Annotated in this window: 10 protein-coding genes; all 10 read left to right on the forward strand. The window is 42.5% G+C overall.

Annotated elements, in window-relative coordinates; all coding sequences use genetic code 11:
• The first annotated feature begins 91 nt into the window (after window positions 1-91).
• The gene (locus tag FAZ19_RS06485; RefSeq protein WP_136819915.1) at window positions 92-781 is read left to right on the forward strand and encodes a response regulator transcription factor; all 690 of its coding nucleotides are present in this window, start codon (window positions 92-94) and stop codon (window positions 779-781) included.
• 226 nt (window positions 782-1007) lie between these two features.
• Entirely contained in the window at window positions 1008-3500 is a 2493-nt protein-coding gene (locus FAZ19_RS06490) for a glycosyl hydrolase 115 family protein (protein ID WP_136819916.1), read from the forward strand.
• 72 nt (window positions 3501-3572) lie between these two features.
• Entirely contained in the window at window positions 3573-4985 is a 1413-nt protein-coding gene (locus FAZ19_RS06495) for an MFS transporter (RefSeq protein ID WP_136819917.1), read from the forward strand.
• A 36-nt stretch (window positions 4986-5021) separates the two neighbouring features.
• Window positions 5022-6167, forward strand: a complete 1146-nt coding sequence (locus FAZ19_RS06500; protein ID WP_136819918.1) for an endo-1,4-beta-xylanase — start codon at window positions 5022-5024, stop codon at window positions 6165-6167.
• 3 nt (window positions 6168-6170) lie between these two features.
• Complete coding sequence (locus FAZ19_RS06505) at window positions 6171-7187, forward strand: glycoside hydrolase family 43 protein (RefSeq protein ID WP_211245445.1); 1017 nt, start codon at window positions 6171-6173, stop codon at window positions 7185-7187.
• A gap of 6 nt (window positions 7188-7193) precedes the next feature.
• Window positions 7194-9230, forward strand: coding sequence for an alpha-glucuronidase (locus FAZ19_RS06510; RefSeq protein WP_136819919.1), 2037 nt, complete (start codon window positions 7194-7196; stop codon window positions 9228-9230).
• A gap of 24 nt (window positions 9231-9254) precedes the next feature.
• Window positions 9255-10799: a hypothetical protein gene (locus FAZ19_RS06515; protein ID WP_136819920.1), complete on the forward strand. Its 1545-nt coding sequence runs from the start codon at window positions 9255-9257 to the stop codon at window positions 10797-10799.
• A gap of 1 nt (window position 10800) precedes the next feature.
• Window positions 10801-12741 carry a glycoside hydrolase family 97 protein gene (locus tag FAZ19_RS06520; RefSeq protein ID WP_136819921.1) on the forward strand — a complete coding sequence of 647 codons (1941 nt, stop codon included), beginning with the start codon at window positions 10801-10803 and terminating at the stop codon, window positions 12739-12741.
• Between the two features lie 37 nt (window positions 12742-12778).
• Window positions 12779-14527: a glycoside hydrolase family 43 protein gene (locus FAZ19_RS06525; RefSeq protein ID WP_211245446.1), complete on the forward strand. Its 1749-nt coding sequence runs from the start codon at window positions 12779-12781 to the stop codon at window positions 14525-14527.
• 11 nt (window positions 14528-14538) lie between these two features.
• On the forward strand, window positions 14539-16914 hold the full coding sequence (locus tag FAZ19_RS06530; RefSeq protein ID WP_136819922.1) for a glycoside hydrolase family 127 protein: 2376 nt from the start codon (window positions 14539-14541) through the stop codon (window positions 16912-16914).
• Window positions 16915-17026 lie beyond the last annotated feature (112 nt).

The following is a 17026-nucleotide window of genomic DNA, read 5'->3' on the forward strand; positions in this document are numbered from 1 at the left end:
TTATTAAGTTTATTTTAAGGCTTAACAATTTCATAACATTTTGTTAACTTTATCTTACCATAAAGTACATACTTTTAATAAAAAAACAAATATGAGCGTCAAGCAGAAAATACTTGTGGTAGATGACGAGAAAGACATCTTGGATTTGGTATCTTACAATTTAGAAAGAGAAGGTTATCAGGTTTATACGGCTGCTAATGGAAAGTTAGCGATCGAAAGGGCTAAAGAAGTCAATCCTGATTTGATTATCTTGGACGTTATGATGCCTGTAATGGATGGCATCGAGGCATGTCGCATTATGCGTTCTTTGCCTGAATTCAAACATACATTTATGGTGTTTTTGACAGCGAGAAGCGAGGAGTATTCTGAAATTGCGGGTTTCCATGTGGGCGCCGACGATTATATCGCAAAACCAATTAAGCCACGTGCATTGATGTCTCGTATTAATGCCATACTACGAAGAAATACCTCAGAGTCCGTAGAAGACGAAACGGATAAACTTGAAATCATGGACTTGGTCATTGATCGGGATTCGTTCGTCGTTTACCGTGGTGCTGGAAAAATTGTTTTAGCAAAAAAAGAATTTGAGCTTCTTTATCTACTGGCATCGAAACCCAACAAGGTCTTCACCCGAGAACAGATTTTGAAGGCGATATGGGAAGACTCTGTCGTGGTGACGAATAGAACAATAGATGTACATATACGGAAGCTACGTGAAAAAATAGGCGAAAACTACGTTTCCACCGTAAAAGGTGTCGGATATAAATTCGATTTAAACTAGAAACATAAACTACTTGAGAACCACCTTCCTTAGAGGTGGTTTTTTTTTGTGGGTGAAAATCTTACCTAAAAACAGCCATTTGTAAACATTTTTACTGTTTTCTAAAACATCTGTATCACATTTTCCAAAGCAACTCTTCCTACCTTTACCCTTGTACGATGTAGTATTTAAGCTATTCGTATGGAATTATAAACTGTTGTAATAAATCGTAATGAAAATTTTGCTGATGCTATTTAAGAGTTTGGTATGGGGCATTGCTTTTATATGTGCGACCTTTGACGTACATGGCCAACAAATCCAGTCCTTCGTCCAGACGTTTAGAACTCCGGGTTATTTGCCGTTGGCAAAGAATGGGATACCAATCCCTTTTATATATGACTCGAATGATCACAAGGGTGTTATCAGAGCGATAGACAACCTCAAAGAAGATTTTAAGCGGGTGACAAACAATTATCCAAGTGAAGATGGATATAGCTATAGTATTATTATCGGAACTGTAGGGCACTCGTCCATGATCGATAGGCTTATTAAAGAGAAAAAAATAGAAAAGGAATCGTTACACGGAAAGAATGAGAAATTTATTATCCAGACGATTGCCAACCCAACGACTGGAATTGATTCAGCCTTGGTCATTGCCGGCAGTGATAAACGGGGTACCATATATGGTATCTACGAATTATCAGCACAAATTGGGGTCTCGCCGTGGTATTATTGGGCAGATGTACCCGTCGAAAAGCATTCTGATCTGTACGTGAAACCTGGTTTCTATACGCAGGGCGAACCTGCTGTGCAATACCGCGGCATCTTCTTAAATGACGAGGCACCGGCACTTAGTGGCTGGGCACGAGCTACTTTCGGAGGATACAATCATCAATTCTACGAAAAGGTATTTGAACTCTTGCTACGCCTAAAAGCTAATTTTTTATGGCCCGCAATGTGGGGAAATGCTTTTTATGACGATGACCCACGTAATGGTGAATTGGCAGATGAAATAGGGATTGTAATGAGTACTTCGCATCACGAACCTATGGCACGTGCACAACAGGAATGGAAACGATACGGAAATGCAGGTGCGTGGGACTACGGTAAGAACGAAAAAGGACTGCAGGAATTTTGGCGCGGCGGAATGCAACGGACGAAAGATTGGGAAAGCATTATCACCCTTGCGATGCGAGGAGATGGCGATGAGCCGATGAGTGAAGACCAGAATATAGGACTGCTGGAGAAAATAGTAAAAGATCAACGAAAGATAATTGAAGAGGTAACCGGCAAAAAGGCGGAGGAAACACCTCAAGTATGGGCCCTATATAAAGAAGTGCAAGATTATTATGATGCCGGGATGCGCGTACCCGACGATGTGACCTTGCTATTTTGCGATGACAACTGGGGAAATGTACGAAAATTACCAGAGCTGAATGCGAAGAAGAGAAAAGGTGGTTATGGCATGTATTATCATTTTGATTATGTAGGTGCGCCACGCAATTCAAAGTGGTTAAATGTAACTCAGACGCAGCGGGTGTGGGAACAGATGAACCTAACCTATCAACACGGAGTAGATCGAATATGGATCGTCAATGTCGGTGATTTGAAACCGATGGAATATCCGATTTCATTTTTTTTGGATATGGCTTGGAATCCCAATCAATTTAATCCTTCCAATTTATTGACGCATACAGAGGAATGGTGTGCACAGCAATTTGGAGAGAAATATGCGAAGGAGGCTGCTCGCCTTATCGATACCTATTCGAAGTATAATCATCGTATTACACCAGAACTTTTAGACCACAGAACATTTAGCCTACAGCATTATGATGAATTTGAACGGGTAGTAACCGATTATCGCAGCTTGCTAATCGACGCGATGCGCCTATACAACATCATCCCGAATCAATATAAGGACGCTTTTGATCAATTGGTGCTGTTTCCGATTAACGGTATGTCGAATCTGTATGATCTATATTATGCAAAAGCTAAAAATGAATATCATGCTTCAAAGAAGGATGTTCAAGCAAACTATTGGGCCGATAAAGTGAAAGAAGGTTTCCAGCGTGATTCGTTGTTGACCCAGCATTTCAATAGCATAGCGGATGGTAAATGGAAACACATGATGGATCAGGTGAGGATTGGGTATAAAAGTTGGAACAATCCACCGCATAGTATTATACCAAGCGTAACTTATGTAGATTCTGGGGCGGTGAAGGTAGCGAAAAAAGTTTTTGTGGAAAATGATGGCTATGTATCTATAGAAGTGATGAACTATGCGGAGGCACATGATTCAAAAGATGTGAAATGGACGGAGATACCTAATCTAGGAAAGACTGAATCGGCGCTGACAACCATGCCGGTAACTGCAGCACTGGATGAACAGGTATATGTCGAGTACAAAGTAGATGTCGCAACGTCTGGAAAAGGACAGCTCACTGTGTTGACATCACCTACCTTGAATTTTAATGCCAATAAGGGTTTACGTTATGCGATTACAATCAACGACGAACCGGAGCAGATTGTTAATATCAACGGGCATTATAAAGGTGAACTGGGGAGGTGGCAGGCTAACCGTATAATAGCGAGCAAAACAGATCATGAATTCAAGGAAGCAGGTGAATATACTATTCGTATACGCCCCTTGGAGCATGGTATCGTGATACAGAAATTGTTGTTGGATCTAGGTGGATTAAAACCGTCTTATTTGGGCCCGCCACAAAGTGCACTGAAGTAGCTGACTTCAATATTGCATGTATCCGATGGCGAATCCATCTAGCAATAATCTGAGAATAACTTAACCGATATAATGAACGCTGAAACGAAAATATCAAATGAATTGAAAGGTTTTTATAAACTTTCGCAAGTGCAACGCATCGGGTTTGGTTCGGGGGATTTGGCTCAAAACTTGATTTACCAAACTGTCTCGATGTACCTGCTTATTTTTTACACCAATGTATTTGGGATATCCGCCGCCGCCGCAGGTGTCATGTTTTTAGTAGTAAGGATAGTAGATGTAATCTGGGATCCGATTGTAGGGGCATTTGTCGATAAGAGTAACCCAAAAATGGGTAAATATCGATCTTACCTTATTTTAGGAGGCGTACCACTTACCGGCTTTGCTATACTTTGTTTTTGGAACGGCTTTTCGGGCTCACTGCTCTACGCTTATATAACTTATGTAGGCCTTTCTATGCTGTACACGCTAATCAATGTCCCCTATGGTGCTTTGAACGCGTCATTAACGCGTGATACAGATGAAATTACGAAGCTGACAGCTGTAAGGATGTTTATGGCAAACCTCGGTGGTTTGGCCGTTGGATATGGGGTGCCAATTGTTGTTCAACATTTTTCTCCGGATGGAAAGATTAACTCCAAAGAGTCTGGAGAAGCATGGTTTATTACAATGACGATATATGCTGTCGTGGGCTTGGCGATGCTGATTTTTTGTTATACACAGACCAGGGAACGTGTGGTGATGAACGAAAAGGAGACCGAGAACGTAAAGGTTTCCGATTTATGGACTGAATTTAAACATAATGGCCCGTTGCGCGTGCTTGCATTCTTTTTTATCACCGCATTCGCGATGATGGCAATAGGAAATTCGGCTGGATCATATTATATGATTTATAACGTGCAAGCTCCAGATATGTTACCTTATTTCATGGCCTTGGGATCTATTCCCGCTTTCATTTTTATGCCTTTGGTTCCTGCTATTAAACGTGCAATAGGAAAGAAGCAGATGTTCTACGTGTTTTTGACCATTGCCATCGCTGGAATGGCAATGCTTTACATTATTTCTGTTGTACCGGCCTTAAAAACTCAGATTTGGTTGGTATTGGTGGCACAGTTTGTAAAATCAACGGGAGTAATCGTTGCTACAGGATATATGTGGGCGCTAGTACCAGAGGTGATTTCTTACGGAGAACACGCTACAGGTAAACGTATTTCGGGTATTGTCAATGCCTTAACCGGTATTTTCTACAAGGCAGGAATGGCGTTGGGAGGTATTGTACCAGGATTGGTTTTGGCCTACGTCGGTTTTGATAAGGATAACACGACGGTACAGTCCGCATTTGCTGAACAAGGAATTTTATGGCTGGTGGCTATTATTCCGGCGCTGCTGCTGATTGTAGCGATGTTTGTCATCTCTAAATATGAACTGGAAGATGATCTAATCGATAAAATTAATCTTGAAATTGAAGCGAGACATAAAAATTAATAATAGTAAAGGGATCAATAACAATACTAAACACGAATGAGAATACGTAACACACTACTAATTGTTTGCACGATAGGTGCACTACTCGCGTGCTCCTCGCAGGCTGGTCTTAAGAATGAGACGGAGACGGCTACATTGAAGGCCGCATTTAAAGATAAGTTTTACATCGGCACAGCCCTGAATCTCGATCAAATTTGGGAGCGTAACGCCGCGGCGGTCGAAGTCGTGAAAGAGCAGTTCAACTCTATTGTAGCAGAGAACTGCATGAAAAGTATGTACTTGCAACCTCGCGAGGGAGAGTTTTATTTTAAAGACGCGGATCAATTTGTCGAATTTGGTGAAAAGAACAATATGCACCTCGTAGGACATACCTTGATCTGGCATTCGCAGGCTCCGAATTGGTTTTTCACGGACAAACAGGGAAATGAGGTTTCACGGGATGTGTTGATCGAGCGGATGCGTCAGCACATCACTACTGTGGTGTCGCGTTATAAGGGCCGGATCAAAGGATGGGACGTGGTGAACGAGGCCATACTAGATAATGGCGAATGGCGCGACAGTAAATTTTACAAGATTATCGGAAAAGATTTTATAAAACTTGCTTTTGAATTTGCACACGCGGCTGATCCGGAAGCTGAGCTGTACTACAACGATTATTCCACAGCAGTACCCAAAAAACGTGACGGTATCGTCAATATGGTTAGCGATCTGATTACGCAGGGTATTCGTGTAGACGGAATCGGTATGCAAGAACATCATCAATTGGATAACCCCTCTGTGCGAGAGGTTGAGAATACGATTTTGGCGTTTGCTAGCTTAGGGGTCCGCGTGATGGTTACCGAGATGGATATTACGGTGCTACCATCACCACGACGCAATATTGGGGCTGAAATCAGTGAGAATTTTACCTATAACAAGGAAATGAATCCCTATCCCGATGGATTGCCTGACGATAAGCTCAGCGAATTGAATGGCAGATATGTAGATTTCTTTCGTCTATACTTAAAACATCAAGATAAAATTAGCCGTGTTACCGTATGGGGTGTGGGAGATGGTGATTCCTGGCGCAACGGATGGCCCATGCGAGGAAGAACAGATTATCCACTGCTTTTTGACCGGGAGTATAAACCTAAGTCTGTAGTTGCAGATCTTATTTCACTTACACAACATACTAATGACTGACTTATGAATGATATCGATGCACATCAAACGATCTTTAAGAAGATGAACCAAGCAAAATATTTGTTTCCTAGTGACTACATGGCAGACCCTTCTGCACACGTTTTTGATGGGAAAATATATATTTACCCGTCTCACGATTGGGAAAGCGGGATCGCAGAGAACGATAACGGGGATCATTTTGATATGCGGGATTACCATGTTTTTTCAATGGAGGAAGTGGACGGTGAAGTCGTAGACCATGGTAAAGTCCTGTCCATAGAAGACATTCCTTGGGCTGGCAGGCAATTGTGGGATTCCGATGTCGCGCACCGGAAAGGGAAATACTATATGTATTTTTCATTGAAGGACAAGACGGACATTTTCCGGCTCGGCGTGGCGGTGAGTAATACGCCTTATGGGCCGTTTGTGCCACAAAATAACCCCATAAAAGGAAGTTACAGCATAGATCCCTGTGCCTTTGAAGATGATAACGGAACGCATTATCTCTATTTTGGAGGGATATGGGGAGGGCAGTTACAATTTTATAGAGATAACAAGATGGTAGCCGGGGCGGACGTTCCGCATTTTCATGAAAATGCATTGTCTGCCAAGGTAGCGCGCCTATCCGACGATATGTTAGAGTTCGCGGAAGCCCCCCATGAATTAGTTATTTTAGATGAAAATGGGAAGCCCTTAACACAAGGTGATACCGATCGACGTTTCTTTGAGGCTTCGTGGATGCATAAATATCAAGGCAAATATTATTTTTCATATTCGACAGGTGATACGCACTTACTATGCTATGCTACTGGTGACAATCCTTACGGCCCGTTTACTTATCAGGGTGTGATCCTTACTCCCGTCGTCGGATGGACTACCCATCACAGTATAACTGAATATAAAGGTAAATGGTATCTTTTTTATCACGACTCCGTGCCTTCAGGTGGTAAAACCTGGCTGCGGAGTATGAAGGTTGTGGAATTGACGTATGATGACAACGGGTTGATAAAGACGATCGAAGGAAAGGTTCAAAATAAATAAAATACTATGAATAAGATGGTTATTTGTTGTGCTTTTTTAATGGTTTCTTTTCTTGTGTCTGCAGAGGATGGGAGTAAGCTATGGTTGCGTGGTAAAGCGGTAAGCGCTGAGGTAGCTGCCAAACGACAGATCGTCATCCATTCGGAATCGATAGTCGTAGGGTTAGCTAGTAAAGAGCTCGAGCAATACTGGGCCGGTTCTTCGGTAGAATTAATTGTTGATAAGAAATTAAAGAAACTTAAAGACGGCTATACCATCAGTTCATCCGGCAGAGGTTTGACAATCTGTGCCGGAGAAGAAATTGGTCTACTGTACGGCGCCTATCATTTGTTGCGTTTGCAGCAAGAAGGAAAAGATCTGCAACGCATCGCTATCGAGGAAATTCCAGATTATGACGTGCGCATGCTAAATCATTGGGATAACCTAGACGGCTCCATTGAGCGTGGATACGCCGGCCAATCCCTGTGGAAATGGGAGGACTTGCCTCGTACGATTTCACCGCGATATGCGCAATATGCGCGCGCAAATGCATCGATAGGCATAAACGCGACCGTATTGAATAATGTCAATGCTTCTCCGCAGATTTTACATTCAGATTATCTTGTTAAAGTCAAAGCTTTAGCGGATATTTTTCGGAAATATGGCATAAGAGTATATTTATCGATAAATTTTTCTTCCCCAAAGATTCTCGATGGATTAGAAAATTCTGACCCGTCGAATAAGGAGGTGCAACGCTGGTGGAAAAGTAAAGTTAAGGAGATCTATACACTTATTCCGGATTTCGGAGGATTTCTTGTCAAGGCAAATTCTGAAGGCCAGCCCGGACCGCAGGATTATGGTAGGACACACGCTGATGGTGCTAATATGTTAGCAGATGCATTGAAGCCCTATAACGGACTTGTTATGTGGCGCGCATTCGTTTATAGTCCTACGAAAGAAGACCGTGCAAAGCAAGCCTATCTGGAGTTCATGCCATTAGACGGACAGTTTAGGGATAATGTGATTATCCAAATTAAGAATGGTCCTGTAGATTTTCAACCCCGCGAACCATTTACCCCTTTATTCGGGGCTATGCGCCAAACGGCCGGAATGGTTGAATTTCAAATAACACAAGAGTATTTAGGTTTTTCGAATCATTTGGTCTATCTGGCGCCACTTTTCAAAGAAACATTAGATAGTGATACATATGCAGACGGATCGGGTTCGACCGTAGCTAAGATCACGGACGGGACGCTACGACCAGCCTACAAGACTGCTATTGCTGGTGTAGCTAATATTGGTGAAGATGAGAATTGGACAGGACACCATTTTGCACAGGCAAACTGGTACGCCTTTGGTCGATTGGCATGGAATCATGCGTTGTCCTCGGAGCAGATTGCTGAAGAATGGCTAAAGCAGACTTTTACAGATGAGCAACAATTTTTAAAGCCGATGATCCATATGATGATGACATCGCGCGAAGCTGCGGTTAATTATATGATGCCATTAGGACTACACCACATTTTTGCTTTCGATCATCACTATGGCCCCGAACCTTGGGGCGATCGCCAAGGGGGAAGGCCAGATTGGATGCCATGGTATTATCACAATGCGAATAGTGCAGGTCTCGGATTTGACCGATCAGCCACTGGAAGTAACGCCGTGTCCCAGTATTTTCCACCTCTGGATCGTATATATGGCGATCTTGAAACCTGCCCAGAGAATTTATTGCTTTGGTTTCATCAGGTGCCTTGGTCTCATAAGATGAAAAATGGTCATACCATGTGGGAAGAGCTTTGCTACAAATACGATGAAGGTGTACAGCAAGTACGTCAATTTCAAAAAGTTTGGGATGGGTTAGAGTCCCACGTCGACAGTCAGCGGTTTGCAGCTGTACAGTCGAAGCTCAGGATCCAAGCTCAAGACGCTATTTGGTGGAAGGATGCCTGCCTGCTTTATTTTCAGACGTTCTCCAAACAACCTATTCCTTATGATATCGAGAGACCCATACACGAACTGGAAGACCTTAAGAAGATTAAATTGAATATGTCATACCATAACTAGATAAATATAAACCAATAATAAATTATGAGAAAAGTCGTCCATTTATTCTTGTTGTGTCTTTTTGCACTTATAAGCTGTAAAAAAGACGGTGAGGAGTCAAAAGTGTCTGCTATCGAGGTCGACAAAACGGAGATATCCGTTACTTATACCACCGGTAAGGCCGAAATTGCAGTAAGATGGTCTTATGCGCAATGGGAACTAGAAACGGCCCAGAACGGTTTCTTAACGGATTTTACGTATAGAAAAGGAGGTAGTGCCGATCAAAGTAATACCACACGGGTTAGTTTCAATTATACCGAAAACAATACAGTAGAAGAACGTATCCAGGAAATTGTAATTAAAAATGTTGCTACCGGAGCGACCCAGGTTGTTAAAGTTGTTCAGGCGACAAAGCCGCCAGTTGTGCTATCGTTCAATTCAGCTGTAAAATATCAGTACGTCACTGGTTTTGGTGGTATGTTGAACCCAGCTTTGTGGCAAGGCAATAATCAGTTAACTACCGACGAGATTCAGCAGCTCTATTCTATGACAGGATTGGGGTATAATATGCTGCGAATGATGATCTACGAAGATCCAACGCAATGGGATAGAGATGTCGCCGTGGCTTTAAAAGCCCAGTCTTTGGGTGCCCGAATTTTTGCATCTCCTTGGACACCCCCTCGCGCTTTGAAGAGTAATAACAGTAATTTGCACGGATATCTACTGCCAGCGCATTATGCGGCCTATGCCAAACACTTAAATGATTTTGTTGATTTCATGACTGCACGTGGAGTTACCATCGAAGCGGTGTCTATTCAAAACGAACCGGACTGGAGCCCTGAGTATGACGGCTGTGAATGGACGGGAGAACAAATCCGTGATTTTATCAGAGATCATGGTCAAGCGATTAAGGTGAAGGTGATTGCTGCTGAAGCCGTGAATTTTAAAAAAATCTATACAGATCCCACGTTAAGTGATGCCACGGCGGTCAATAATCTAGATATTATCGGTACGCACTTGTATGGCGGCGGTATTACCGATTATCCACTAGCCCGGCAACACAACAAAGAAATCTGGATGACAGAGCATCTGATGAATACAAATAGCGCAGACGATTATTCGTGGCAGCATGCCATGATATTTGGTAAAGAAGTACACGATTGTATGGAAGCTAATTTTAATGCCTACGTGTGGTGGTATCTCAAAAGGCACTATAGCATGCTGGGAGATGGCGAGTATGGATCACCTAACGGAGCGATTCAAAAAAGAGGCTATGTCATGGCACATTACGCGAAGTATGCTACAGGGAGGCAGCGGATTGCGGTCGGTAAAATTACGGATAATAACGATTTTCTAGTTACTGCTTATGAGGGAGATAAGGACTATACTATTATTATTCAGAACCACGGGATAAATTCCATCCCTGCGGTACAGTTTGATCTTCCTGTAGCTGTCAATAGCCTAGAAGCTATCGAAACTAGCGAAAGTCAAAATATGCGTAAAAAAAACGTCGCCCTATCTCTAGCGAAAAATTCGTTAGTAGTTAATGTGCTACCGATGTCCATTATTTCTATAAAATTAATTAAATAGTATGTATTGTATTCGACTGATTATATCTATATCGTTGGCATTCGCCAGCTTGGATCTAATGGCTCAAGATATTTCAGTAGAAAGTCCTGATAAGCGATTGAGAGTAGACATTTTTTTCAATGGAGGAAAAGCTACATATACAGTTGGGTACGATGGAATGTCTATTTTACAAAGGTCGCCTCTTGGACTTACTACTAATGAGGGCGATTTTAACCAGAATTTGATCTATGTCGGTTCGGAAAGAGGAAAGATTGATAAGCAGTATGAACAAGACAGAATAAAGCAATCCTCAATATACTATAAAGCAAATACGTTAAAAACCATATTGAAGCGTCCTGATGAGAAGGAAATATCTATTGTTTTTCAGGTGAGCAATAATGACATAGCTTTTCGATATGAATTACCTATGTGGAAAGACCGAGGTAGTGTGGTTGTGGAAGGCGAGGCTACTGGTTACCGGTTTCCCGCTAAAGCAACGAGTTACCTTTCCAGTGTGATGACGCCCATGACCGGTTTTGCGCGAACGGCTCCAAGTTATGAGAGTGGATATAGTGCAGATGCTCCAATTCTCGAAGCAAAAGGCAAAACCGGCTATGTATTTCCCGCACTGTTTAAAATTGGTGAAGATGGTTGGGTACTCTTGTCCGAAACCGGTGTAACGAGCTTATACTGTGCTTCGCATCTTAGCCCGATTAGCACAGATGGATTGTTTCATGTAGCCTATCCTGATATAAAAGAAAATAATGGTTTTGGTAGTACCGGCGCAGCATTGTCATTGCCTGCTGTGACACCATGGCGTACTATTACGGTCGGCCAGGATCTTAAACCCATCGTCGAGACCACGATTCCGTTTGATGTTGTTGAACCGCTCTATGAAGCATCAACAGCCTATCGATTTGGGAAATCTACCTGGAGTTGGATCGTATGGCAGGATAATAGTATGAATTGGGATGATCAGGTCAAATACATTGATCTGGCGTCTAGCCTTGGTTATGAATACATCTTGATTGATGCACTTTGGGATACCAATATAGGTAGAGATCGAATAAAGGATCTTATTGCATACGCCAATTCCAAAGAAGTAGACGTATTTCTTTGGTATAACTCCAATGGATCAGCGAACGATGCACCTCAAGGGCCCCGTAATAGGATGAACACCTCGATAGTGCGCAAACATGAGATGAAATGGCTTCAGGATATTGGCGTGAAAGGATTAAAAGTGGATCTTTTTGGCGGTGATAAACAAGAAACCATGCGAATGTATGAAGATATTTTGTCTGATGCGAATAACTATGGTTTGATGATTATTTTTCATGGTGCGACATTACCTAGAGGGTGGGAAAGGATGTATCCGAATTTTGTTGGTAGCGAAGCAGTGATCGCATCCGAAATGTTGATCTTTTCGCAGCATGCACGCGAAAATGAAGCGTTTTATGCCACCTTACATCCTTTCATCCGCAATGCGGTCGGAAGTATGGAATTTGGTGGCGTCTTGTTAAATAAATACTTGACCCGCGAAAATCGCGATCGGAATAAGCGGTTAACGACAAACGGTTTTCAATTGGCAACCGCAATATTATTCCAAAATCCCGTACAACCTTTTGCCTTAACGCCTAATAACCTGAGTGAAGTACCCCTGTTTGAAATCGATTTTTTAAAAGAAGTACCAACCACTTGGGACGAGACGCGATTATTAGCAGGGCAACCTGGGAAATATGTAGTCCTTGCCAGAAGGCATAAGGATAAATGGTACATCGGTGGTGTTAATGCACAGACCGAATCCTTGAAGCTACGGCTAAGGCTTCCCTTATCAATGCACAAAAGTTTTCGCATGATTACGGACAAATCAGATGGGGAAACGGTGTTAACAAATGTCGCTGTTAACAAATCCGGAGAGCTTGAAGTAAACATCATGCCGAATGGCGGTGTGATCATTTATTAGGAAAATATAAAAATTAAACTACTCAACAACGATATATATGATGCGGAAAACAAAACAAAGAACAAAGCGGAAAATAGGGATAGGATCCTGTCTGCTCGCTCTTACTTTACTTTATTCATGCCAATCGATGCGTGCTGCTGATGAAAAAGTAGATGGAGAACCTATATACAGTAACTTCAAATACAGCGGAAACGACAAGATATATGATGAAAATCCACTCACAGCGGGACAGTTTTACAGCCCTATTTTACAAGGCTGTTACCCCGATCCAAGTATTACACGAAAGGGTGATGATTTTTATCTTGTAAATTCCTCTTTTGTGATGTTTCCGGGTGTACCCATTTTTCATTCGAAAGACCTCGTAAATTGGAAACAGATCGGGCATGTACTTGACCGGGAATCACAGTTGAAAGTCGGAACAGCGGGTATTAGTGAGGGGATATATGCTCCTGATATTATGTACAACCCATACAATGATACTTTTTACATGATCACTACACAGATCGCGTCTGGTATTGGTAATATGGTCGTTAAAACCAAGGATCCGCAAAAAGGAAATTGGACAGACCCCATACAGCTGAACTTTGGAGGTATCGATCCTGCGCTGTTCTTTGATGATGACGGCAAAGCGTATGTGGTGCACAACGATGCCCCTGATGACGGGAAAGAGTTGTATCAAGGGCACCGCGTCATTAAAATATGGGAATATGATGTTGATAAAGATCAGGTAGTCGCCGGTACCAGTAAGATTATTGTTGATGGCGGTGTGGATCTTTCGACAAAACCGATTTGGATTGAAGCACCACATATTTATAAGAAAAATGGGACATATTATCTGATGTGTGCTGAAGGAGGAACGGGGAGTAATCACAGCGAGGTGGTTTTTTCCAGTACCAATCCTATGGGGCCATATGTCCCCGCGACGACGAATCCTATTCTTTCGCAACGTCATCTTCCACAAGACCGATCGAATAAAGTAGATTGGGCAGGGCACGCTGATTTAGTGCAAACTCCAGAAGGGGAGTGGTATGGGGTGTTTTTGGCGGTTAGACCCAACGAAAAAAAACGGGTTAACACGGGACGTGAAACCTTTATCTTACCGGTAGATTGGTCGGGCGAATGGCCTGTATTTGAAGGCGGAATGGAACCACTTAAACCATCGATTCGTATGCCCAAAGGCGTGAAGAACGAAATGAATACAGGGGCATATTTTGCGAATGGCAACTTTACGTTTATAGATAAATTTGAAGGAAAAGGTTTGGATTTGCGCTGGATTGCACTGCGCGGACCTCGTGAGAAGTTTGTTTTGGAGGGCAAGGCCGGACTGGCCATTAAACCATTTGAAGTAAGTATAAGGGAACAAAAACCGATTTCAGCACTTTTCTACCGGCAGCAACATAGGGCATTTACGACCGAGGTAGAGATGGACTATACTCCAAGGTCTGAAAGCGATTTGGCTGGTATTACTTGCCTGCAAAGTGAAGCATTCAATTATGTATTTGGCGTGACCAGATCTGGTAACGACTATTACTTGGTATTAGAACGCACGGAAAAAGGAAGTGCGCAAGTAGTGGCGAAGGAGAAGCTCACCGAATCCGGTAAAATTAAATTACGTGTTCAAGCAGAAGGCGATAATTATCAGTTTTCCTATGCTTCAACCGATTCGGATTATAAAAATATAGGTGGAACGGTGTCCGGTGACATTCTTTCTACGGACGTGGCTGGTGGATTTACAGGGTCGATGATTGGCTTGTATAGCACCTCCGCAAATAATATGAAACTATAAAACAACAACATATGATAGACAGACATCGCCTTGCATTTGCCGCTCTTTTTATAGCAATGGCACTTGCAGCTAATGCGCAGGATAAGATCTACGAGAATACTTTTGCGTTGCAGGATATAAAGCTACTAGAAAGTCCCTTTCAACATGCTCGCGATCTCAACATTGATGTGCTTTTGGAATATGACGTAGACCGTCTCTTAGCACCATACCTTAAAGAAGCAAATCTAACACCTAAAGCCCCTAGTTTTCCCAATTGGATAGCACTCGATGGTCATGTTGGCGGACACTACTTGACAGCACTGGCAATTCATTATGCGGCGTCAGGAGATATTAGGTGTAAAGAACGAATGGAATACATGATTGCAGAACTCAAGAAGTGTCAAGACAAACACGGTAACGGATATGTAGGAGGTGTTCCGAATGGTGCAAATATTTGGAAAGAAATTGAAAATGGAAATGTTGGTATCGTTTTCAAATATTGGGTGCCTTGGTATAACTTACATAAAACCTATGCTGGTCTACGCGATGCGTGGTTATACGGTAATAATGAACAAGCTAAGGAGATGTTTATCAAGTTATGCGACTGGGGCGTAAATCTGATCGAAAAGTTGAGTACAGAGCAGATGGAAGCTATGCTTGCAAGCGAATTTGGTGGCATGAATGAGGTTTATGCCGATGCGTACAAAATAGCTGGTGATGAACGATACCTTACCGCGGCGATTCGCTTTTCGCACAAGGAAATATTTGATAACATGGCCAGTAAGCAAGATAATCTTGATAATAAACACGCTAACACACAGGTTCCTAAAGCTGTTGGATATCAGCGGGTAGCTGAATTTACTCAAGACAAGGATTACGTTACAGCGGCGAATTTTTTTTGGGAAACCGTGGTTAATAACAGGTCACTTGCTGTAGGGGGAAATAGCCGAAGGGAGCATTTTCCTTCGGAAAATGACCTCTTGAGTTATATGGAGGAGAGGGAGGGGCCCGAATCCTGTAATACCAACAACATGCTTAAGTTAGTCGGTGGTTTGTTTCGGATGAAGCCAGATGTAAAGTACATAGACTATTATGAACGGGCTATGTATAATCATATTTTGTCTACCCAGCATCCAGAACACGGAGGTTACGTTTACTTTACGTCAGCGAGGCCTGCCCATTACCGTGTTTATTCACAAACGAACAGTGCGATGTGGTGTTGCGTTGGAACTGGGATGGAAAACCATGGTAAATACGGGGAACTAATTTATAGTCATGTCAGCGATTCATTATATGTTAATTTATTCGTGCCCTCCGAATTAAATTGGGAAGAAAAAGATGTTAAACTCATCCAGCAGACTTCCTTTCCAGAAGAGGGTAATAGTGTTATCACCGTTGACGTGGCGAAATCTTCGAATTTTAAGATATTGGTAAGGTATCCGGGATGGGTACCGAGGGGTAAGATGAATATTTCGGTTGCGGGTGTAAATTATGCCCAGAACGCAACACCAGGGTCATATGTCGCGATCGATCGAAAATGGAAGAAAGGAGACAAAATCCATGTGGCTATGGCTATGGAGTTCGATGTGGAGGAGCTAAAAAACCATCCCGAATACATTTCTATATTTAGAGGGCCAATTTTAATGGGCGCGAAAGTAGATGGACCGGATCTACATGGTCTAGTAGCTGGTGATCATAGGTGGGGACATATTGCTAGTGGACAACTGGTATCCCTGTTCGATACACCAATTTTATTAGGTGAACGTGACCAGCTATTAGCCACTCTAAACACAACAAAAGCTGTGAATGGTGAATCCCTAAAGTATCCCATTCCCGGAACCTTTGTCGACAGTAAGTTTGCGCATATCACCTTACAGCCGTTCTACCAGATTCACGACAGTCGCTATATGATGTACTGGTTGGCGTTGTCAGAAAAAGAATTTGATTCCTTACAAAAAGAGAAACAAGAAGAGGAACGTTTGAAACTACAATTGGATAAGCTTACCGTAGATGTGGTTAAGTTGGGCGAACAACAACCGGAAGTAGATCACAACTTCAAAGAACATAATACACATCGAGGTATACACGACGGGCAGTCTTGGCGTGAAGCCGATCTAGACGGATATTTTACAATGGATATGCAGACTTCCGGTAAGCAAGAACTATCGCTTTTGGTGAATTATTGGGGTTACGAGTCGGGCGATCGGACATTCGATATTTTGATCGATGACCAAATTCTGACCACCGAAAATCTTTCAAAAAAATGGCAACAAAGCCGTTTTTTCGATGTCAGTTATCCCATCCCCCAAACACTCCTCAAGGGTCGCGATCAGATCACTGTCAAATTTCGGCCACAGAAAGGAAACAAAGCGGGGCGAATTTTTAGTGTGCGTTTGATGGAGCAGTAACTGTTTTATGTAGATCTTCTCATTAGCTTTGGTGTCAATGATGGAAAAACAAACAGCTATTATGACAGTAGCCTCGGTAATTTGTACGAATTAGTGTCGCATGAGACTAAGT

The sequence above is a fragment of the Sphingobacterium alkalisoli genome (assembly GCF_005049105.1).
GTDB lineage: Bacteria > Bacteroidota > Bacteroidia > Sphingobacteriales > Sphingobacteriaceae > Sphingobacterium > Sphingobacterium alkalisoli.